Origin of the sequence: Paenibacillus sp. FSL H8-0317, from assembly GCF_045040685.1 — a bacterium.
Taxonomy (GTDB): domain Bacteria; phylum Bacillota; class Bacilli; order Paenibacillales; family Paenibacillaceae; genus Paenibacillus.
The window spans coordinates 6576561-6598134 of the sequence record NZ_CP150294.1 but is presented as its reverse complement, the minus strand read 5'-3'; the positions used below and the strand labels follow the sequence as shown (position 1 = coordinate 6598134).

15 protein-coding genes are annotated in these 21574 nt (G+C 46.5%); all 15 read left to right on the top strand.

Annotated elements, in window-relative coordinates; all coding sequences use genetic code 11:
- The first annotated feature begins 41 nt into the window (after positions 1–41).
- The 15 genes from murA to MHB43_RS29360 all read left to right on the top strand — a co-directional run bounded on the left by murA (position 42) and on the right by MHB43_RS29360 (position 21485).
- Positions 42–1388 (top strand): UDP-N-acetylglucosamine 1-carboxyvinyltransferase, encoded by a 1347-nt coding sequence (gene murA, locus MHB43_RS29430; protein WP_083656970.1) that lies wholly within the window; start codon positions 42–44, stop codon positions 1386–1388.
- 470 nt (positions 1389–1858) lie between these two features.
- Entirely contained in the window at positions 1859–3199 is a 1341-nt protein-coding gene (gene spoIID, locus MHB43_RS29425) for a stage II sporulation protein D (RefSeq protein WP_405130919.1), read from the top strand.
- A gap of 628 nt (positions 3200–3827) precedes the next feature.
- Entirely contained in the window at positions 3828–4568 is a 741-nt protein-coding gene (locus MHB43_RS29420; RefSeq protein WP_405130918.1) for a peptidoglycan DD-metalloendopeptidase family protein, read from the top strand.
- Positions 4569–4738: 170 nt separating this feature from the next.
- The gene (gene spoIIID / locus MHB43_RS29415) at positions 4739–5026 is read left to right on the top strand and encodes a sporulation transcriptional regulator SpoIIID (protein WP_024632710.1); all 288 of its coding nucleotides are present in this window, start codon (positions 4739–4741) and stop codon (positions 5024–5026) included.
- Positions 5027–5245: 219 nt separating this feature from the next.
- Positions 5246–6244 (top strand): rod shape-determining protein, encoded by a 999-nt coding sequence (locus MHB43_RS29410; protein ID WP_036612542.1) that lies wholly within the window; start codon positions 5246–5248, stop codon positions 6242–6244.
- A gap of 102 nt (positions 6245–6346) precedes the next feature.
- Positions 6347–7231, top strand: coding sequence for a flagellar hook-basal body protein (locus tag MHB43_RS29405; RefSeq protein WP_076319217.1), 885 nt, complete (start codon positions 6347–6349; stop codon positions 7229–7231).
- Between the two features lie 639 nt (positions 7232–7870).
- Complete coding sequence (locus MHB43_RS29400) at positions 7871–8710, top strand: flagellar hook-basal body protein (RefSeq protein ID WP_405130917.1); 840 nt, start codon at positions 7871–7873, stop codon at positions 8708–8710.
- A 12-nt stretch (positions 8711–8722) separates the two neighbouring features.
- Positions 8723–8947 carry a DNA-directed RNA polymerase subunit beta gene (locus MHB43_RS29395; RefSeq protein ID WP_017691949.1) on the top strand — a complete coding sequence of 75 codons (225 nt, stop codon included), beginning with the start codon at positions 8723–8725 and terminating at the stop codon, positions 8945–8947.
- Positions 8948–9431: 484 nt separating this feature from the next.
- Positions 9432–9863, top strand: a complete 432-nt coding sequence (gene fabZ / locus MHB43_RS29390; protein ID WP_405130916.1) for a 3-hydroxyacyl-ACP dehydratase FabZ — start codon at positions 9432–9434, stop codon at positions 9861–9863.
- A gap of 111 nt (positions 9864–9974) precedes the next feature.
- Entirely contained in the window at positions 9975–11696 is a 1722-nt protein-coding gene (locus tag MHB43_RS29385; RefSeq protein ID WP_091036315.1) for a phospho-sugar mutase, read from the top strand.
- A gap of 217 nt (positions 11697–11913) precedes the next feature.
- Positions 11914–13935 (top strand): DUF5693 family protein, encoded by a 2022-nt coding sequence (locus MHB43_RS29380; protein ID WP_339179885.1) that lies wholly within the window; start codon positions 11914–11916, stop codon positions 13933–13935.
- Positions 13911–15092 carry a polysaccharide pyruvyl transferase CsaB gene (csaB, locus tag MHB43_RS29375; protein ID WP_405130915.1) on the top strand — a complete coding sequence of 394 codons (1182 nt, stop codon included), beginning with the start codon at positions 13911–13913 and terminating at the stop codon, positions 15090–15092. Before MHB43_RS29380 ends, csaB begins: the two co-directional genes overlap by 25 nt.
- Before the next feature lie 7 nt (positions 15093–15099).
- Positions 15100–15861: a WecB/TagA/CpsF family glycosyltransferase gene (locus tag MHB43_RS29370; protein ID WP_315371198.1), complete on the top strand. Its 762-nt coding sequence runs from the start codon at positions 15100–15102 to the stop codon at positions 15859–15861.
- Positions 15862–16239: 378 nt separating this feature from the next.
- Positions 16240–17367: a glycosyltransferase family 4 protein gene (locus MHB43_RS29365; RefSeq protein WP_036667762.1), complete on the top strand. Its 1128-nt coding sequence runs from the start codon at positions 16240–16242 to the stop codon at positions 17365–17367.
- A 164-nt stretch (positions 17368–17531) separates the two neighbouring features.
- On the top strand, positions 17532–21485 hold the full coding sequence (locus tag MHB43_RS29360) for an S-layer homology domain-containing protein (RefSeq protein ID WP_405130914.1): 3954 nt from the start codon (positions 17532–17534) through the stop codon (positions 21483–21485).
- Positions 21486–21574 lie beyond the last annotated feature (89 nt).

Here is a 21574-nt window from a genome sequence, read left to right as displayed (position 1 = left end):
CGGAATGAAGAAAAGGGAATAAAAGCGCGGAGGGAACCATGATGAGCAAATTTATCGTCCGCGGTGGCAAAAGGTTGACCGGAAGTGTCAAAGTTAGCGGCGCTAAAAATTCTGTTCTTCCGATCATCGCTGCCTCTCTCTTAGGGGAAGAAGGACAAAGCGTTATTATTGACGCGCCTCCTCTAGACGATGTGATGACGATTAACAAGGTGTTGGAATCGCTGGGAGCGGGAGTTACATACCGGGACGAAGTGATTACCGTAAATGCGGAGAAACTTACTTCCTGTGAAGCCCCGTATGAATGGGTAAGTAAAATGCGGGCGTCTTTCCTGGTCATGGGGCCTTTGTTGACTCGTATGGGTCATACAAGAATCTCACTTCCTGGTGGATGTGCCATCGGTACACGGCCTATTGATCAGCATTTGAAAGGTTTTGAAGCCATGGGCGCAGAGATCAGCTTGGGCCAAGGTTATATCGAAGCTCGTAGCCAAGGAAGGTTGCGTGGCGCGAAAATTTATCTGGATGTGGCTTCCGTAGGTGCCACTCAAAATATTATGATGGCTGCAACATTGGCCGAAGGTGTAACTGTTCTGGAGAACGCGGCGAAAGAACCTGAGATTGTGGATCTTGCCAACTTCCTGAATGGAATGGGTGCCATCGTACGTGGTGCTGGTACTGGAGTCATCCGCATTGAAGGTGTGGAGAAACTTAAAGGCGTTACACACACCGTTATTCCGGATCGGGTAGAAGCTGGTACGTATATGGCTGCTGCTGCAATTTCTGGTGGTGACGTGTACATTGAAGGTGCAATCTCTGATCATTTAGGCTCCGTTATCGCGAAGCTTGAAGAGATGGGTGTTACAATCCAACCGGATGAGAATGGCGTGCGTGTAATCGCAGATCGTCCTCTTAAGGCTGTGGATGTGAAAACATTACCATACCCAGGATTCCCGACAGATATGCAATCCCAGATGATGGCACTCTTGCTCGCATCTGAAGGAACAAGTGTCGTGACAGAGACTGTTTTTGAAAACCGATTCATGCATGTGGATGAGTTCCAATTGATGAATGCGGAGATCAAAGTTGAAGGACGTTCGTCCATCATCACAGGTAATGCCAAACTGAAGGGTGCCAAAGTAACGGCTACCGATTTGCGTGCGGGTGCCGCACTCATTATTGCAGGTCTCGTTGCTGAAGGTACAACGGAAGTGGGCGGTGTTCATCACATCGACCGTGGCTATGTACATCTCGCTGAGAAGCTTAATGGACTTGGCGCTGACATCTATCGGATCTCGGTTGATGAGCCTAAGCTGGAAGCAACCAAAGCACCTAGTGAAAAAGTGGAGAAAGAAGTACCGATGTTTAAGGTACAACCAACTTTGGCTTAACACTGGATTGAATAGAAAAAAATATGGTCCCCCTATTATGAGTCACACCGTTGTGTGGATTATGAATGCGAAGGAACGTATATTGTAAAAAATGATAAAGCTAAGCCATCTGGCTTGGCTTTTTTTGTGTTTACTTTCAAGAAAACAACGAGATATTTGATACCTGATTCTATTAATAGCTGGTCCTAACTTGTATAGCATAACATCGTATTCTGTATCGATTCTGAACCAAATGAAAGAGCGTACTTTATATAGGGTGTCGGGTCCAGCTAAACACCAGTATTCAGCGACAGATCAACGTTTCTAAGATGTACATAGCAAAAGAAAACAGGAGATTGAACAGAACAAAAAGGGCCTCGTTTCTCTTAAATCAGGTTCTATCAGATCAAACCAGCTCATAACCTAAACTATGGATTTGAACAACACGACCGGCACATGACCGGCCATAGATAACGGAGGGTTATATTCGAATGAAAGAAGCTCGTGTACAGGTAAAGGTACCCCTTGTCCCTCGTCCAGGTATGCAAGAGCCGGAGGGTAATACCGTTTCTGGAGTGGAAAAAGACAAGCCTGCCCCATTGAATCTGAGGACTGTTCCATCAAACCCTGCAAGATTATCCAATCCAGGACGGGTGTCGACAGATGAGCTAAACCGACAGACAACCGAGCACATTCATATACCTGTTATTGAGCTGGACCAATTCCGCCGAGTGAAGCGTCGCCGAATGCGGACATTTGGACGAAAACCCCGATGGGGACGCAATACGAAGCGATGGCAACCCGCTGCCGCTGTATCTGCCTTATTGGCAATGGCGTTGCTAATTCCGGTAATTCTGGTATGGCCGCGGTCAAGCGAATCACCAAAGCCGATCCCTGCTCCAACAGATTCAAGCAGTGTAAGAACCCCAGCTCCTGCGCCAGCCGTTCCAGTTACCTACCCTGAACCTAAAGTACGCGTATACCTGTCCGCAACGGGCACAACGATGAATCTGCCATTGGAAGACTATGTTACCGGGGTTGTGGCAGCTGAGATGCCGGCGGAATTCAGACTGGAGGCGTTAAAGGCACAGGCAATAGCTGCTCGTACATTTATCGTGCGTAGGCTCGCAGCGAGTGATACAAGTGGTGTTCCATCGGGTACTGCGGATGTGACGGATACGGTCAGCCATCAGGTGTTTATTCCGCCAGATCAGGTGAAAGCGGATTGGACGCGTCTAGGGAAGGCGAAGGAATGGGAGAAGCTGCAACAGGCTGTACGCGAAAGTCGAGATACGGTGATGACATATCAGGGCCAAGCAATCACCGCATCTTTTTTTTCCACAAGTAATGGGTATACCGAGAATGCCGAGGATGTATGGGGGAACGCTGTGCCGTATCTGAAAAGTGTAGACAGTCCGTGGGACAAAAATTTGGCACCAGGATTCAAGCAGACCGTTACCTTGAAGCGTAATGAGATTCTACAGAAGTTAAACCTGGATGCCATTCCGGTTACCGCCCAGAAGAGTGGTTCGTGGATGGAAGTGTTGTCTACAACCAAAGGACATCGGATTAAGGAAATGCAGATCGCAGGTGAAAGATTCAGCGGACCAGAGGTGCGTAAACTGCTTGGATTAAGATCCAGCCAGTTCAGTTGGAAGACCACAGGTGACGAGGTCCAAATTACAACGTTCGGGTATGGGCATGGGGTTGGCATGAGTCAATGGGGAGCAAACGGCATGGCGCAGGAGGGACACACCGCCACCCAGATTCTCAAACATTACTATACCGGCATCTCATTCGGACAGGCATCCAAGATGCTTGCATTGAAGTAGGAAAGATGAACACGGATAAAGCAAAATAATTCGAATGGATACGAATGTATGCAAATGTATGTGAATGAGAGCAGTATAGGTTTGGAACTCATCAGACTTCACATACACCATTGGCGCGCTAACGAATCTGAGAGACCTTATTGGGCGTTATCACAGCGAATGGGAATTCTAACAAATCTCAGACATCTCACTTTAACGAACCTAGAGTACCTTACATCTGCATTATCCAGTCACATCCTATATCATTTCGCTCTCACCGATAAATGCACTTCATAGAAGGATTGGCCTCTACAGCCAATCCAGACCAGTCTACCAACACCCATTCCGGAGCTTTCGAGATTTGGCTATATATGCGGAGAGTGCTAGCCGTATGGGGAGCGCAGGGGACAGAAAAGACCTGTAGAAGCGAAGCGTCCGCCTTTATCACCGGATTTCTCCCTTGGGAGAAATAATCAGGAAATCCGGGGATAACAGCCGGTCGAAAGGTTTTCTGGCCCCGAAGCGGCGCACCAACTAGCTGCACACACACTCCATATATAGAACTCTCTGAAACCTCCATGAAAATAATTAGAGTCGCGCGTGTATAAAAGAGTTGCACCCGGTAACACTTGTTACTGAGGTGATTAACATGAATGAACAAAACAAAAAAACCAACCAAGAAGAAACTCCTAAAACAACTCAAGGAGTACCGGCTAGTCAGCCCTCTTCATGGAAAAGAGCAATGTCCAAACGCTGGGTCTTCCCGGCAGCCTACATCGCAGCAGCAGGCATTATACTAACCTTAGTGTGGGTCTATCAGGGCACAGGCGACAAAACGCTAAACTCGGACCCTGCTAGCGGGGTAGTTGAAACAGGCGCATCGGCGGGTACAGAAGGAACAGCAGTAGGTGGAGAAGAAGAAAGTGTGGAAGTTGTTGCAAAGTCGGAGAATTTTGGTTGGCCGGTAGCGGTACCGTCCGAAATTTCGGTAGTAAAACCTTTCTATGATAGCGAAGCTTCAACCGAGGAACATGAAGCGGCAATGGTGCAGTACAATGATACATTCATCCCGAACACGGGTGTGGATCTGGCACGTGGGGATAACAAATCGTTTGAAGTCAAAGCAGCACTCGCCGGTAAAGTTACCCGGGTTGAGCAAAATCCGCTCACAGGTCAAGTTGTGGAAATCACACATAGCGATAACCTGAAGACGGTGTACCAAAGCTTGGCAGACGTCAAAGTGAAACAGGACGACGAAGTGAAACAGGGAGATGCAATTGCATCCGCTGGCGTCAATGAATTGGGTAAAACGCTTGGCAACCATCTTCACTTTGAAGTGTACGAAGACGGACAGCCGGTTAACCCTCAAGGATATCTTCCGGAAAAATAAATGAATTTTACCGCAGCAACATGACGGGCAGGGGGTTAAACCTCTGCTCTTTTTGTGCTTTTCAGAAAATAATGGGACCTTCGAAGCTTGTCACACCTCTAAACCGCGAATATATAGGCATGCTCCTCATATAATGTACCAAACTATCCACACAGTAGGGAGGCGGGAGCGTGCACGATTACATCAAGGAACGGACCATCAAAATTGGTCGCTGCATTGTTGAGACGAGGAATACGGTCCGTACCATAGCCAAAGAATTCGGCGTGTCAAAGAGTACTGTGCATAAGGATCTGACGGAGCGTCTGCCGGAAATCAACCCTGATCTTGCTGACCAGGTGAAACACATTTTGGAGTATCACAAGTCCATCCGCCATTTGCGGGGCGGTGAAGCGACCAAAATTAAATACAAAAAAACGAGTGGCAAGAAACGTGAGGTGTTGGCTTCCGCCAAATCGTAAGCATCTTCACAAAGACGTAGGCCAAAAAGCTCACACATGCATTGAATCCCTCCCCTGAAGTATGATATGTTAAATGCTGGTACAGGATCGAATTATGACATCTTATCAGCCCGATTTTTACATATATATGTTGCACTTTGTCGAACGAGCGGTGACGTGATAAGGGACTCTTTTTCACAGGATACGCTGACCAAATAATATCACTTTGGGGGCTCTTTTATGTTTAGCAAGGATATCGGTATTGATCTTGGCACGGCCAACGTGCTTATTCACGTGAAAGGAAGTGGGGTTGTCCTCGATGAACCTTCCGTCGTGACCATTGAAAGAGATACGAAGCGTGTCCTTGCTGTTGGGGAAGAAGCGCGTCGTATGGTGGGGCGTACTCCAGGTAACATTGTTGCCATTAGACCGCTGCGTGACGGCGTTATTGCGGATTTCGAGATTACAGAAGCGATGCTCAGACATTTCATTAATCGTGTGGGTGCAAGAAGCTGGTACAGCCACCCTCGAATTTTGATCTGTGCACCAACGAACATTACTTCCGTGGAGCAGAAGGCCATCCGTGAGGCGGCAGAACGCAGTGGTGCCAAAGAAGTGTTTCTGGAAGAAGAGCCGAAAGCGGCAGCGATCGGTGCGGGAATGGATATTTTTCAGCCGAGCGGCAATATGGTCGTGGATATCGGCGGCGGTACGACTGACGTTGCAGTCCTTTCTATGGGCGACGTGGTCACCGCCTCTTCTATTAAAGTCGCAGGGGACAAGTTCGACGAAGCCATTATCAAGTTTATCAAAGCCAAGTACAAGCTCATGATCGGTGAACGGACCGCTGAAGATATCAAAATTGCGATTGGTACCGTACATCCGGGTGGACATCAAACGGAGATGGACATTCGCGGACGCGATATGGTATCCGGCCTTCCTGTTACTGTAACGATATCGGGAAATGAAGTACAGGAAGCACTTTGGGATTCCGTACAATCCATCATCGTGGCAGCCAAATCGGTATTGGAACGTACACCGCCTGAATTGTCAGCGGACATTATCGACCGTGGTGTTGTATTGACCGGCGGAGGTGCGTTGCTGAACGGACTGGACGAGCTTTTGTCCAATGAATTGCATGTACCGGTATGGGTTGCGGAAGATCCGATGCACTGTGTCGTGAAGGGGACAGGCATAATGCTTAATAATTTGGATCAGGTGGTTAAGAAAAAGTTCTAATCTGCCGATATAAATAGCAAAGGTTCGCCATGCTCGGAAAGCAGAACGGACAAGCAGCCAACCTGTGATGCAGGTCAAGCGCTTGAGGAGAGGGGTTAATTCATGTTAAGAGGTCTGTACACCGCTACTGCGGGAATGATTACGCAACAACGCCGCCATGACACAGCAACACAGAATATCGTAAATATGAACACCACGGGATATAAACAGGTGAACAGCGTAAGCCGTTCCTTCCCGGAAATGCTCATTACTTTGGTAGGCGGAGATGCAAATCTTCCAACAAAGCGGCTGGGCAAGCTGAACACGGGGGTGTTCGCGGAAGAGAGTTTGTCCATGAATTTGCAGGGGACCATTATGGAGACTGGGCAGAAAAACGATTTTTCCATTTCATCCAATATGACTGTCAATGATCCGCAGACTGGACAACCTGTCCCGTTTGACGCATCAGGCAAATTTGTACGGGCCGACGGCACGGTGACTTACCAGCCCCAGGCGTATTTTACAGTTCAGGATGCAGAAGGTAACACCGGATATACACGCGATGGTCACTTCGAGATCACTGGAACGGGACAATTGCTGAGTTCAACAGGTTCACAAGTGTTGGATAATAATGGACAACCTGTAGTGTTGACAGGTTCTGTGGAGCAATTTAAAGTGGATGAGCAAGGCCGTTTGGTGAATGCAGCAACGGGTGCACCAACAGGGGTTACTCTTGGCATTAGTGTCATTGACCAGCCGAATCAACTGGTTCGTCAAGGTAATGGCAACTTCAGTCTCAGCGATGCAAACGGGGCAACGTCCCGGATGATGGCTGCAGGAGATAATGTGCAGATCCGTCAGGGATACCTGGAAGGTTCCAATGTTGATGCCTCACAGGCAACGGTTGATATGAACGCCGCATTCCGTGCGTATGAAGCAAACCAGAAGATCGTACAATTCTACGACCGCAGTCTGGATAAAGCCGTCAATGAAGTCGGGCGTGTATAACGCCGACGTTTAAATATAACCGCGCAGCGGAGAGCCAAACGCCCTTTGCGTAGCAAAGCAGAGAGGCTCACGCGAAGCGCAAACCAAACGCATCCGAGCTTATGCGAGGAATGCGTAGCAGTACCTGAGCGCAGCGACGGTCTCGACAGTCCTTTGCGGAGCAAAGCAAGGAGAGACCACGCGGAGCGCAAGAACTTAAACGCAGCCGAGCTTATGCGAGGAATGCGTAGCAGTACCTGAGCGCAGCGAGGGTCTCGACAGCCCTTTGCGAAGCAAAGCAGGGAAGAGACCCCGCGAAGCGCAAACCAATCGCATCCGAGCCTATGCGAGGAATGCGTAGCAATACCTGAGCGAAGCGACGGTCTCGACAGCCCTTTGCGGAGCAAAGCAAGGAAGAGACCACGCGGAGCTACACGCCGCATAAAGAGCGTGCCGTGCTATGATTCAGCCATGTGAAACGATGGCGGGAATCATAGCACGGCAGTCGCGGCGAACACACACCACCGTCACTTAGCAAGATCGTACCCCACTTACCTAATCCGCCTGTTTCGGGAGTCCAGAGGGCAGCGCCATCTGGGGCCCTCCCTGCTAGGGAGGGTTTGGGAGGGTGGACAGGACACAAGGGAGGGTATACCACCAATGAATAATTCCATGATTAGTGCCAAGGTTTCCATGACTGCCATACAGCAGCGTCTGGATGTCATTTCCGATAATATTGCCAACGTGAATACGGCAGGCTATAAGAGCAAGCAAGCGGCCTTCGAGGATGTGCTGACCCGGGTTCAACAACAACCGGACAAGTACAAACTGGATGGACGTTCCACACCGATGGGATATAACCTCGGTTTTGGTGCTCGTTTGGCAGATGTAACGAAGGATATGTCTCAAGGCCCCTTGAACGAGACTGGTCTTCCGACCGATCTGGCCATTGAAGGAAATGCGATGTTTGCAGTTGAAGCGAATGGGGAGAAAATGTGGACACGTCAGGGTGCATTTCATTTTGTACCTGATACAAGACCTAAGCCTACTCCGAATTCACCTGATATGATGGTGATGGTCAATGGCGAAGGCCACTTTGCCCTGGATCGTCAAGGCAATCGTATTACGGCACCGAATAATAGCAAAGTTGCTTTTGATGAAAATGGCAACCTGTTAATCCGACGCGGTAATGCGGCAAACGCAACCATTGGAGCACAGCTGCAAGTGGTAGACATTGAACGTCCTGAGGGGCTGGTGCAGTTTGCGGATAACCTGTTTGGTCTGGATGCGGGATTAACCGAAGATGATGTATTTGGCGCTAATGCAGCTACACGTCAAGCAACGGCCTTGATCCGTCCAGGATTTTTGGAGCAATCCAATGTGGATCTGACACAGGAGATGTCTTTGCTTATGCAAGGACAGCGGACATATCAGCTGGCGGCAAAGGCGCTAACTTCAAGTGATTCCATGTTGGGTCTTGCCAACAATATGAGAGCGTAAAAGGTGAATGTGATGACAGAAACACAGCAGCAGAACAGTAAGCCGGAGAAAAAGGAAGTCAAGAAGAAGAAGAGTGGATGGCGCATCGCAAGATGGTTCCTGGTTCCGGTCCTGCTTGTTCTTGCCCTCGCTGGCGGAATGGTAGCTGGATATGTGGTACTGGGCAAACAGGATATCGGTTCCGTATGGCAATGGAGTACATGGGAACATGTATATAATCTGGTATTCGCTCCATAATGTAACGAGTTAAGCGAAAACTCCTGCGCAGGCAGGAGTTTTCTTTTTGACGTTGAAAACAGTATAATGATGGATGACGTTTCATAGCAAAAGAGGCCTCCCCTGCGAAAGACATTCGTCATCGCGAAGAGAGACCCCTTATCTTAACCTTCACTACTGCAGTCATGAAGGATATAACTAGTGTTAACCGAAAATATGCTTTCCATACAAAATTTTAAAATTAAAAACCTTTTATATGAGCTTTTGATTTTATCATGTTTGGGTTGACCTTGCAGCATCGAAGTAAGTGGAGGGAACGGAATCGTTCAGAAGAAGCAAAGCGCTCGCCTTTGTCACCGAATTTTCACCTCTCTGAGGTTGATCAAAAAAATTCGGAGACAACAGCGATCAGAAGGACGATCCGTAACCGTAACGACCACCGCAGCGCTAAGAGTCAATCATGATGAAGAACGCTCATATAAACATCCCGAGAGGAGATTACACTGTGCTCGATATCAAACAGATTCAAGAAATCATCCCGCACCGCCCCCCGTTTCTGCTGGTGGACAAGATTCTAGAGATTGAGGATGGCAAACGTGCCGTTGGTTTGAAAAACGTAACCATTAACGAACCTTTCTTCATTGGTCATTTCCCAGCCTATCCGGTAATGCCGGGTGTACTGATTACAGAAGCGCTGGCGCAAGTTGGTGCAGTAGCCATTCTGAATTTGGAAGGCAACAAAGGAAAAATCGGCTTTTTGGCGGGACTGGACAACTTCCGATTCCGTGGACAAGTTGTGCCCGGAGATACGTTGATTCTGGAAGTGGAGATTACACGTCTGAAGGGTTCTATTGGTAAAGGTAAAGCAACTGCCCGAGTGAACGACAAAGTGGTCGCTGAAGGCGAGATCATGTTTGCACTGTCTGACCCAAGCTGATTACATACGTGAGCATTGACATCATGCAGGAACGTAGACGGACCGAATGATGCAAGATGCTGTAGTAACTCAGCACACCTGAATTTATATAGACGGAAGGGGTTTATCGGAATGGAACAGTTAAGCACAGCAGCAGCAGAGACGTTGCAGCAATGGTTGGAGGATGCTTCGATTGATGAAGCAACGAAACAGGAGCTTCGTGACTTGCAGGATCAGCCGAAAGAGCTGGAGGAACGTTTTTACAGAAACCTGGAGTTTGGTACAGGAGGATTGCGCGGAGTCATCGGTGCGGGAAGCAACCGGATGAACCGCTACACCGTAGGTCGGGCAACCCAAGGATTTGCGCGTTATTTGCTTGAGCAGCATGGTGACCAAGAAGGCAAACCTTCTGTTGTCATTGCTCATGATTCCCGTCATTTCTCACCTGAATTCACACTGGATGCTGCGCTTGTACTGGCTGGAAACGGCATTGTAGCCAAGCTGTTCCCATCCCTGCGTTCTACTCCTGAGCTGTCATTCGCAGTGCGTCATCAGAAGGCAACTGGAGGGATCGTTGTAACAGCGAGCCATAACCCACCGGAATATAACGGCTACAAAGTATACAATCATGAGGGCGGTCAATTGGTACCGGATGAAGCGGAAAAAGTCATTCAGTACATCCAGGAAGTGCCTTCCCTTGCTGACGTGAAAAAGCTGACGCAAGAAGAAGCAGAAGCTCAAGGACTCCTGATCTGGTTGGGTGAAGACCAAGACCAAGCGTTTGTGGATACCGTAGCGAGCCGCAGTCTGAGCCGTGAACTGATCCAATCCGGCATAGGCCGTGATTTCAAAATCGTTTACACACCGCTTCACGGAACAGGTAACATTCCTGTACGTCGCGTGCTGGAGCAGATCGGATTCGAGCAAGTGCACATTGTAGCTGAACAAGAACAGCCGGATGCTGAGTTCTCTACCGTGAAATCCCCTAACCCGGAAGAACGTGAAGCGTTTACGCTTGCAATGAAGCTGGGAGAATCCGTAGGCGCTGACATTCTGATCGGAACAGATCCGGATGCAGACCGTATGGGTGCTGTCGTGAAAGACAATGATGGCAAATATTTCGTCTTGTCCGGTAACCAGTCTGGTGCCATTATGGTACATTACCTGCTCAGTCGCCTGCAAGAGACAGGTACACTGCCAAGCAATGGTGCGGTTGTCAAAACAATCGTAACAAGTGAGATGGGTGCTGTTATTGCTGAACATTACGGTGCAGAAGTGATGAACACACTGACGGGCTTCAAATATATTGGTGAAAAAATGAACCAGTTCGAAGCAACAGGCAGTCATACATTCTTGTTCGGATATGAAGAGAGTTATGGCTACCTTTCAGGCAACTATGCCCGTGACAAGGATGCTGTCCTTGCCTCGATGCTGATTGCTGAAGCTGCTGCGTATTATAAGAGTCAAGGCAAGACGCTGTATGATGTCTTGCAAGAGCTGTACAACCAATTCGGATACTTCCTGGAGAAGCTGGAGTCCCGTACGCTTAAAGGCAAAGACGGCGTAGCTCAGATTCAAGCCAAAATGACGGACTGGCGTTCCAATCCGCCACAAGAAGTAGCGGGAATTGCTGTACAAGATGTACTGGACTACTCCCTTGGTCTGGACGGTCTTCCGAAGGAGAACGTACTGAAGTTCATTTTGGCAGACGGTTCATGGTTCTGCTTGCGTCCTTCAGGAACAGAACCGAAGATCAAAGTATACTTCGCCGTGCGTGGAGAGAATTTGGAAGATGCGGAAAGCCGGATCGAGCGTCTGGTGACTACAGTGATGTCGCGTGTAGACGCACAATAATACGAATGCAACAATGAGCAAGAACATGAGAAGGCCTCTCCGCACCGTAAGGTTGGTTGGCGGAGGGGTTTTTCTTTGAAATAAAAGTGTAGATGGTTCTAGCATATAAGAAGGCTTGTTGACACAAGCTGTTTGTAACCTATTGTATGAATGTTATATGAACGAATTACTTGAGCTGAACGTGTATTTGGTTCCAACACTTGAGGAGGTACATGTAGTGCGTCAAAAATGGCTTTATTGGAATAACGCTTCTCGGAAGTGGTTGTGGCTCGTCGTTATCATCGGTCTGGTTGCGTCCATCCCTGTAATCAGTGATCGGGTGCAGACAGAATCTTCTGCCAAAAAGGTGGAGCTTGTCTTCAACTATCGAGGTCTGCTGGATATTTCCGCCTATCAGGCACATCCGCAAGATTTCATGAATGAACAATTGACTCGTCTGAAAGACGCAGGCGTAACAACGATGGCTGTGTTCGAAAGTACATTGGACGAGCTGAGAAAGACACGCCGACTAATGGTATATAACGGCCAGGATCTCGCGAACCTGACTAAAGATGTGATCCCTTCTAATGCGAATTACACGTATGTGTTATTTACATCAGAGGAAAACGCACAGACGTATACCCCTATTATTGAACAAACGTTCGCTGATCGGCAGATTCCGGTAGTACCATGGGAATATGAAGGTCGTAGCGGCTTAATATTGCAGACTCCTCCGGAGAATGCCAACATGCAGCCTTTGCAGCCCGATCCGGTTGCCGTGAAGATGCTGCGTGATAAAGGTTTCTACATTTTGCCGCGGATCTCGGACAGTGTGCCATACAGCCAGGAATCGATGGAGCGCTTGCTTACCTTCTTCGAAGAGAATGGCGTAAAGCGCATCTTGTTTGATGGTGATGCTGTGAAAGGGTACAATGATAATGCAGAGATGAAAAGTCTCGACCAATTTGCACAGTTGCTGAACAAGCACAATATTGGTCTTGCAGCCATTGAGAACTTGAAGAAACCGCAGTCTGGATTCCAGACCCTTGCATATAAAACGGATTACAACGTTACGCGTCTGTACTCGCTTAGTGATGGAGATGCCAATCTGGACGTAGACACGATTGCTGACCGTTTTGTTCTCGCAACCAAGGATCGTAACATTCGTATGCTCTATATGAATGCATCGCCAAGCCGGAATACAGCAAAGGCCATGATTACAGATCCAATTGAGAATCTGATCAACAGCCTGGGTGAGCCGGGTCATGCCGTAGAACGCATGGCGAAGCATGGATTCGAGCTAGGACAAGCTGAGGCATTTACAGTTAAGGATTCTTCGATTCAGCGTTATGCCAAGCTGGTTGCTCTTGTTGGTGCAATTGCCATGATTGCGCTTATGGTTTCTTATTTTATCCCACTACTGACCTTGATCGCATTTGTGGTCGCTTTGGTGGGCAGTGCAGGATTGTTCCTTTTGAAACCAACGCTGCTGGAGCAAGGAATTGCCTTGCTTGTGGCAATCGCCGCGCCGACCATAGCAATGGTGCTGGCCGTTCGTACAGTGAACTATCAGCAACAGCGTCAACCAGATGCATCTGCAGGTCGTCGTTTGAAACAAACGTTAGTTTTATATGTAAGAACTTCGATTCTGTCATTCCTGGCGGTACCTTTTGTCATCGCATTGCTTAACAGTATTACGTACAGTCTGGTGATTAACCAGTTCCGCGGCGTGAGTCTGTTGCACTTTGCACCTATGGCACTGGTGGCGATCTATATTGTGTTTTACCGGGGTGCGGGATCGTTCTCTATTAAACAAATTAAGAATATTCTTCGTACACCGATTACCGTTGTGATGGTTGTGCTGGGACTTGTTGCTGCCGTTGTTGGATATTACTATTTGAGCCGTACAGGCAACTCGGGTTCGGTAACACCATTCGAGATGTTCCTTCGTGTTGTGTTGGAAGATACGTTCGGTGTACGTCCGAGATTCAAAGAATTTATGCTGGGACACCCGCTGTTTATCGTTGGCGTGTTCGCCGCTTTAAAATATCGTAAAGTCATCTTTGTGCTCATTATTGCAGCGATTGGACAGTTGTCCATGGTGGATACGTTCGCGCATATCCATACGCCGGCTGTATTGTCACTCATTCGTGGAGTGATGGGATTGGGACTTGGCTTAATCTTCGGTATCATTGCTGTGGGTGTGTGGCAAGTAGCGGAAGGATGTTGGAAAAAATGGTCACCACTTCTCAAAAGTTAGTCATCTCGGGGTATTACGGATTCCGCAATAGCGGAGACGAAGCGGTGCTAAAGTCGATTTTGACAGCGCTGGAAGAGGAAAGCCAAAGGTCGAACATAACGATTGAACCTATTGTTCTCTCGGGTGATCCCGAGTCGACAACTGCCATGTACGGTGTGCGTTCCGTGCATCGTATGAAATTGAAGGAAGTCCGTGAAGCACTCAAGGAGAGCGACGGGTTAATCAGTGGCGGAGGAAGTCTATTGCAGGATGCAACTGGACTGAAATCCATTCCTTATTATCTGGGTGTAATCAAGCTGGCCCAGTGGCTGAAAAAACCAACGTTTATCTATGCACAGGGGATTGGTCCTGTGAATCGTAAAATTTTTAATCCGATGATCAAATCGGTCTTTAAGGCCTGCACCTATGTATCCGTTCGGGATGAACAATCTGCAGACTACCTGCGTGGGCTCGGGTTACAGTGGAACCAGATCCATGTTGTACCCGACCCCGTAATGGGTTTGCCATTACCTGAAACAAATTCGAAGGCTGTAGCTGGCGCTACTTCAGCAGATGCTGCTAACCAGGCTAATCGAGTGGAACCTTCAACTGGAGGACATACGAAGCTTCCTGTGATCGGCGTTTCGGTACGTTTTTGGGAGTCAGACCGGAAGGAACTTACGGCTATTGCCGCCGGATTGAAAAAGCTGTGCTCCAAAAGAGCCGTGCACTTGCGTTTTCTACCATTTCATTTGCCGGTTGATGAACAGGCATCACGATTCCTTATGGAAATGCTAGGTGATGTGACCAGCAAAGGCAACGAGATTAGCATCACAGAAGATCTGACCGACCCTCAGCTTATGCTGGAGGAAGTCAGCAAGTGTGATCTTGTCATCGGTATGCGTCTGCACAGTCTGATCTATGCAGCATCTCAGTATGTTCCACCGGTGGGCATCTCGTATGATCCGAAAATTGATCAATTCCTGCTTCGTCTGGACAGTGAACCAGCAGGCAATACGGATACACTCGATGGCGACAAACTCGCCAAGACTGTTGTTGGACTGCTGGATCAACGTTCACAGTGGTTGAAGGAACATGAAGAAGGTATCACCCAACTGAAGCAGGAAGCCAGAGTGCCTGCACAGCAGATTATTAACTATTTAGGCCGCAAAGGATGAGATAAAGATGAGTCAGACTGGATCAATACCTACCGTTTCGATCTACGGCATTCCTTTTTCCAAACTGACGATGAAAGAAACGGTAAAGGTTCTCCAGGAAGCTGTGCTGTCCAAACAGACACCACATCAGGTCATTACAGCCAATCCCATTATGGTTATGGCCGCATTGGAAAATCCCGCAATCATGGAAGTTATGCAAGCTGCGGAATTGATTGTTCCTGATGGAACAGGTGTCGTATGGGCTGCAAACTATTGTGGAGATCCTGTAGCTGAGCGAGTGCCGGGTTTTGAGCTTTTACATGAATTGCTGCGTGTTGGAGAAAACTATCGATGGGGCGTATATCTGCTGGGTTCCACCCCTGAGGTGATTCAAGAAACGGCAGTTCGGTTACAACAGCAATATCCGGCGATTCGAATTGTGGGTTATCGCGACGGTTATTTTGGTCCGGCTGAGGATGAACAGGTCATCGCTTCCATTCGGGAAGCGGCACCTGATCTGTTGTTTGTAGCACGTGGGGCGGACACCCAAGAACCGTGGATTCACAAGCACAAAGATGCGCTAAAGGTTCCTGTAACTATGGGCGTTGGCGGAAGCTTTGATGTGATTTCGGGTAAAACTAAACGTGCGCCTGTCCTGTTCCAAAAGTTAAGACTGGAGTGGTTTTATCGCTTATTGCGTGAACCAAGCCGGGCTGGACGGATGCTTGCGCTTCCGAAATTCGCTGTTAAGGTGATGCGTGACAAAGAAAACGTGACGAAAGTCCGTTAAAAACAGGTAATTGCGAGATAAATGCGTGTTTTTGCTAGAAATTGAGGATGGCTTTTCGGGTGTGATGAGCGTATAATTCATTCCGGATTACATGTGTGCCACTCCATGAAAAACGGAAGTTGTTGCATACGGCCACTTCGATGTCAGAATAACCTTTTGATCGCTGTTATCTCTGGATTTCTTTTATCCACCTTTACAAGGTTGAAATCCCGCGATAAAGGCGAACGCTTCGCTTCTACAGGTTATTTCTGCCCTCTCCGTTCTGGTGCAAATTGCATTTTTCATCAAAAGTGACTAACAAATAATTTTTATATATAAAAAGAGATCAGGGGATTTATAATTTCGTACAGGTATTATAATTGGGGGTCGAATGTTCAAATGGTAGCGATCTTTATCATTGGATTTATCGTGTCAATGGGACTGGCTCTTGCCCTGACACCACTTGTCAAAAAGTTCGCAGTCCGCATTGGCGCAATGGATACGCCGAATGCACGTAAAGTACACACACGGATCATGCCTCGTCTTGGTGGTCTGGGGATATTCCTGGCCTTTATTATTACAGTTGCTGCATTGCTTCCGTTTGTATCGGCATGGTTCACGACTCGTGATATGAGTTTTGTCAGCGCGTTTCTGATTGGTGGAACAATTATCGTGCTGATCGGCGCACTCGATGATCGGTTTGAACTGTCAGCCAAAGTGAAGTTGCTTGGTCAGATCGTTGCTGCTTCTGTCGTTGTATTCGGATTTAATATCCGGGTAGATTTCGTTAACATTCCGTTTCAGGATTCCTACTCTTCACTCGAAGCTTGGGTATCCATTCCGCTGACGATCTTCTGGATCGTTGGTGTAACCAATGCGATTAACCTGATTGATGGTCTGGATGGTCTGGCAGCCGGTGTATCTGGTATTGCAATTGGTACCATCGCCGTGATGTCCTTCCTCATGGGTAACATGATGATTGCCTTGATGTGTCTTGTATTGCTGGGTAGTATTATCGGATTCCTGTTCTTCAACTTCCACCCGGCCAAGATCTTCATGGGGGATACCGGATCACTATTCCTTGGTTTCTCTCTGGCGATGCTGTCCATGCTGGGATTCAAACAAATTGCTATCGTGTCCTTTATTACCCCGCTGATCATTATCGGTGTGCCGCTCTCGGATACCTTCTTCGCGATTATCCGTCGTGCGGTACAACGGAAACCGATTTTCGCACCGGACAAAGGTCACCTGCATCATTGCTTGCGTGAACTTGGATTCAGTCACCGTCAGACGGTACTGATCATATACGGAATTGCCGCCTTCTTCGGTGTTCTGGCGATTATCCAATCTTCCGCTGCCATGTTTGAAGCAAACTGGGTAACATTTGTGGTCATCTGTATCATGATGTTCTTCCTCCAGGTGGGAGCAGAAGTTATCGGGCTTGTTAGCAAAACTAGAAGACCGGTTATTAACTTCCTGATGCGCATGCGCGTTAAGTTGAATCCGGAGACTCGTTCGAAATCATAAATAGATAAATGTAATGGTTATAGCTATTCTTGAATATTATTCCAGACCCAACCTTATCCCTTGTGGATAAGGTTTTTTGTTTATTTTGAGATTTTTACTAAATAATTGGAACCTTTTGCCGATATATAAAGGTAACTGACTTAAAAGAGGAGAGATGATATTTAATGCAACAAAAGAAACGGCCGTTGGTCTGGATCATGTTGGTCACCATGGTGTTCTCATTGTTCCCACAAGGTCTATTCGGTGGGTCCGTTGCTTCGGCTGCAGATGAGCCTAATCCTAGTACAGCTTCCTACTTCATCCCAGATTTGAAAACCTTGCGAGAGACATCTGATCTTTCGATTGATGCTGCTAATGCAAACAAGGTATTTCTTACAAGAGATAAAGCCTACGTTACCAAAGACTCAAAGGTCACAGTTACAGGAACATTCTCGGGGGTTAGCACTGATAACCTGAAAGCATCGGTGGAACAATTAACTCTATCTAGCAATAACACGAAATGGACGGTTGAGGCAGGACGTACGAGAACAGGCAGTATCATAGCTGATGCTGGTTCTCAAGCTGCCCCTAAGTTCACAGCTACATTAGACTTGTTTCCGGGATTTAACCAGGTTACCCTAACTGGAAGTGGATTAAATAATGTTGAACGCTCAAATACATTTTATATTTTATACGAAGAAACTCCATTAATTGAGAAATTAACCGTAACAACTGATTTCACCACAGGAAATGGACAAGAATTTAACTTGAACGGTGTGTCAGAAACAATTGTAGATACGAAAGATGTTACTTTCGGTTTAACGCTTCAAAATGCAACTAAAGTATCCCTTTCCATCAATGGTGGGACTAAGGTAGATGCTTTTCCTACACAGAATAATGAGATTAGTCAGAAGTTCTTTACTCCACCATTAGAGCTTGCGAGTGGCAAAAACAAAGTTGTGTTTGATATTGTTGGACCGTCGAGTTCAATGACTGTCGAAAGAACGTTGTATTACTTTGACAAGAATCAATCATTTGCAGACTTGCAGATTACTATTGGTGGAGAAAATGGAGAGAAGAAGTCGGTTCTTAATAACAAAGCAAACTTCTCAACTCCGGCAACAACAGCCAAACTGTCGGGTCAACTTATACTACCTTACTCTACGACTCCATTTGACGGTGCTACAGGTATAGAAGTGAATAACAATCCCTATCCTGTAACAGTTGATTCTAGTCAAGATATCCTTATTACTGGTGCCAATGGAGTGGACTTTCAGTACAGAATTATCACATTTGTAGGTGTTGGTGAATATACTCTCGCCGCTACAGGTGGCTTAACGGACAAGAACCAACCGATAAAAGTAGTTGCAAAGTATGGATCATTTAATACGGGATATACGGGAGAGTTTACTTACTCACCAGACAGCAAAGATATAACGAATGTTTATTATCTGCCTGGATACACTAGTGGTCCAGTTGATTCGAAAGTTCAGTTGAACAAAACTGACTATACTAAAGTGGCGGAAGATTCATTTTACATCCTGGTTGAGTCAACTCAAATAATCAAGGGTGCAGACATCAATGGTAAATATCTTCCTTCACTAACAGTACCATTAAGTATTACGCCCGTTAATGATAATACTGCAGGGCTTAAAGATACTCAGCAAATATATAAAATCAACAAAGTTTCGGGTGGACAACAGAAGATCAGTTTTTATTATGGAGATTCAACTAAAGCGCCTGAGTTACCTTTTGTAGCTTGGATAAGTTACGCATCAAGCAGTTCGATATATATCGAAAACCTTCAAGATGGTCAGACATTTAAGTTTAATTCAGGCAATAAATCTGCGAAATTAGAGGTTATCGGTAAGTATCTTGATTTCCGCAATGTGGATAATTCAACTGGACCCAAAACTGGCTTTAAAGCTGAGTTACAAGTAAATGGTAAAGTGGAGAAACCAGATACAGGATTTCCAACGTTATCCGGAAACAACTTCAAGTTTGATTTGGGGATAACCAAAGATGGCCCTCTTGGTTATGGGCAAAATATAATTCGTATTACGGCTACAGATGCGGATGAGAAAGGTGCACCAGTAATCATTACGAGAACACTTACGGTGTATATTATTGATGAAAATGTATCTACTATTGATTCATTTATGCCTACAGCTGTACCTAAGTCTTCTAATGCCAGAGCACCGTTTTATGAAAAGGAGATAACAAGTTATACATCAGAAGAGATGAGTAACATCTTCGCGGTAACTCCTGATTTTGCGTATAAAGAGAATAAATATGTAACAAGTGAAGATACCTATGATCTTGTGTTCAGAGGTGGCGGCGCCCAGATTGCTAATGTCTACTTTGGTTCTGAGTTGATTTTCCGTCATGAACAGACAGGTACATTGACACTTGATTTGGATAAGGATGGTCCAGCATCTCAGCTCAAAAAGTATGACTTTGCGGGTAATGAGAAACAATTTATAGCTCGGATCAAGAACTTGAAATTTGATTCGCCAGGTACACAGGTATATACACTTGAGTTAATTAACAGCACAGGTGCAAGAACAACACAAAGGCTGGAGATCGTCCGTGAACCATCTTCTTTCCGTATTGTGGCACCACAACCGACAGTGGGAGATAAAATTGTTGTTAACAAAAACTATATCCGGTTCGATATCGAAGCAGAGGGTGCTTCCCGAGTAGTAATTGATAAGAATGTGGCAACAAAACGTACAGACATGAACAATCGTTACATCTATGATTACGTTGGTTTGAAACCGGACAAGGATAATAAGATCAAAATTTCCATTGAACGAGATGGTAGTACAATTAATGAAACGATCAATGTATTCTATACAGGAGCAGTAACTGTAGACAGTCAGTTTATGGCTCCTAAAGTGGCTAACAAGTATACGGTGTTCAACAAAGGACTGACATTATCTTTCCCTAAGGGGACAATTCTTCAGGCTAAAGTTGATGGAGGCACGAAGTTCTATCCTGATAATAAAATTCTATTCGGTATCGCTGATCCTCTGAACGGTGTACTGGAACGTAAGAATGATTACGGCAATGTAATAAATATTGATCGAGACATGAGAACTGTTCGTGGGGAAAGTGCTATCGCACTTCGAGAGGATTTAATTAGTGCATTCACCTCAACAAACAACACTGGGAACTTTACCTTAATATCAGATGTATACTGGATTAACGGTGGATTGGGTGAGTTGAACAATTTACCTTATACGGATGGTATACCACCATATTCGATCTATGGTTATTATCCTGAGTATCCAACTTCAAGAATTCTCACTCCCTCGCAGCGAGGAAGTCTGACGCTTAAATATGATCCAAGTATTGTTGATGAAGTTGGCTCGACCATTAGCGTATTCCGCTATACTGATGTAAGTGATCAGAAACAGTGGATTCCGATTGGTGGAGTTGTTGATACCAAAGCACACACGATTACTGTACCTTTTGACGAGTTCGGTTATTATAAAGTCATGAAGCAGAGCAAAAGCTTCCAGGATATAACGAATCACCCTTGGGCTCGTAATATGTTGAACGCTTTGTACTCAAAAGGCATAATGAAAGCACTTCGTACAGGCGAGTTCGGTGCAGATGATCAAACCACACGTGGTGAATTTGCAACATTGCTAGTTAAAGGTCTGAACATTCCCCTTAATTACGATGCTAATAAGCAGACATTTATTGATGTGTCGAAAAGAGCAGAGAAGAACTCTTGGAGCTTTGCTGCCATTGAGACAGCAGCTCGTGCGGGAATCGTACAAGGGTTAAGTGACGGATACTTTGGAGTGGAGGATCGGATAACGCGTGAGCAGGCTGCGGTCATGATTGCTAGAGCAATGAGTAGTAAGCTTGCGACAAATGACAGTAAACTTTCAGCTACTCTTGCTAAATCATTCCAAGATTCTGGTTCCATTGAGCATTATGCCCGACCGGCTGTTCAAGCCGTAACCAAAGCAAAAATCATGGAAGGTAGTCCTGTAACAGTAACAGGCTCTACCAAGCAGCAATTCCAATTCAATCCGAAGGGGAACCTGACTCGTGCAGAGGCTGCTAAGATCGCAGTGGAACTACTCAAAAAGAGTACGAAGCTATTCCCTAAAAACTTGAGTTAATTCTAGTTATGAGATGAAATTTGTTCTATGACCTGCCCCTTGCATTAAAGGGGTAGGTTCTTTTTAATGACAGTCAATAAATTGACAAA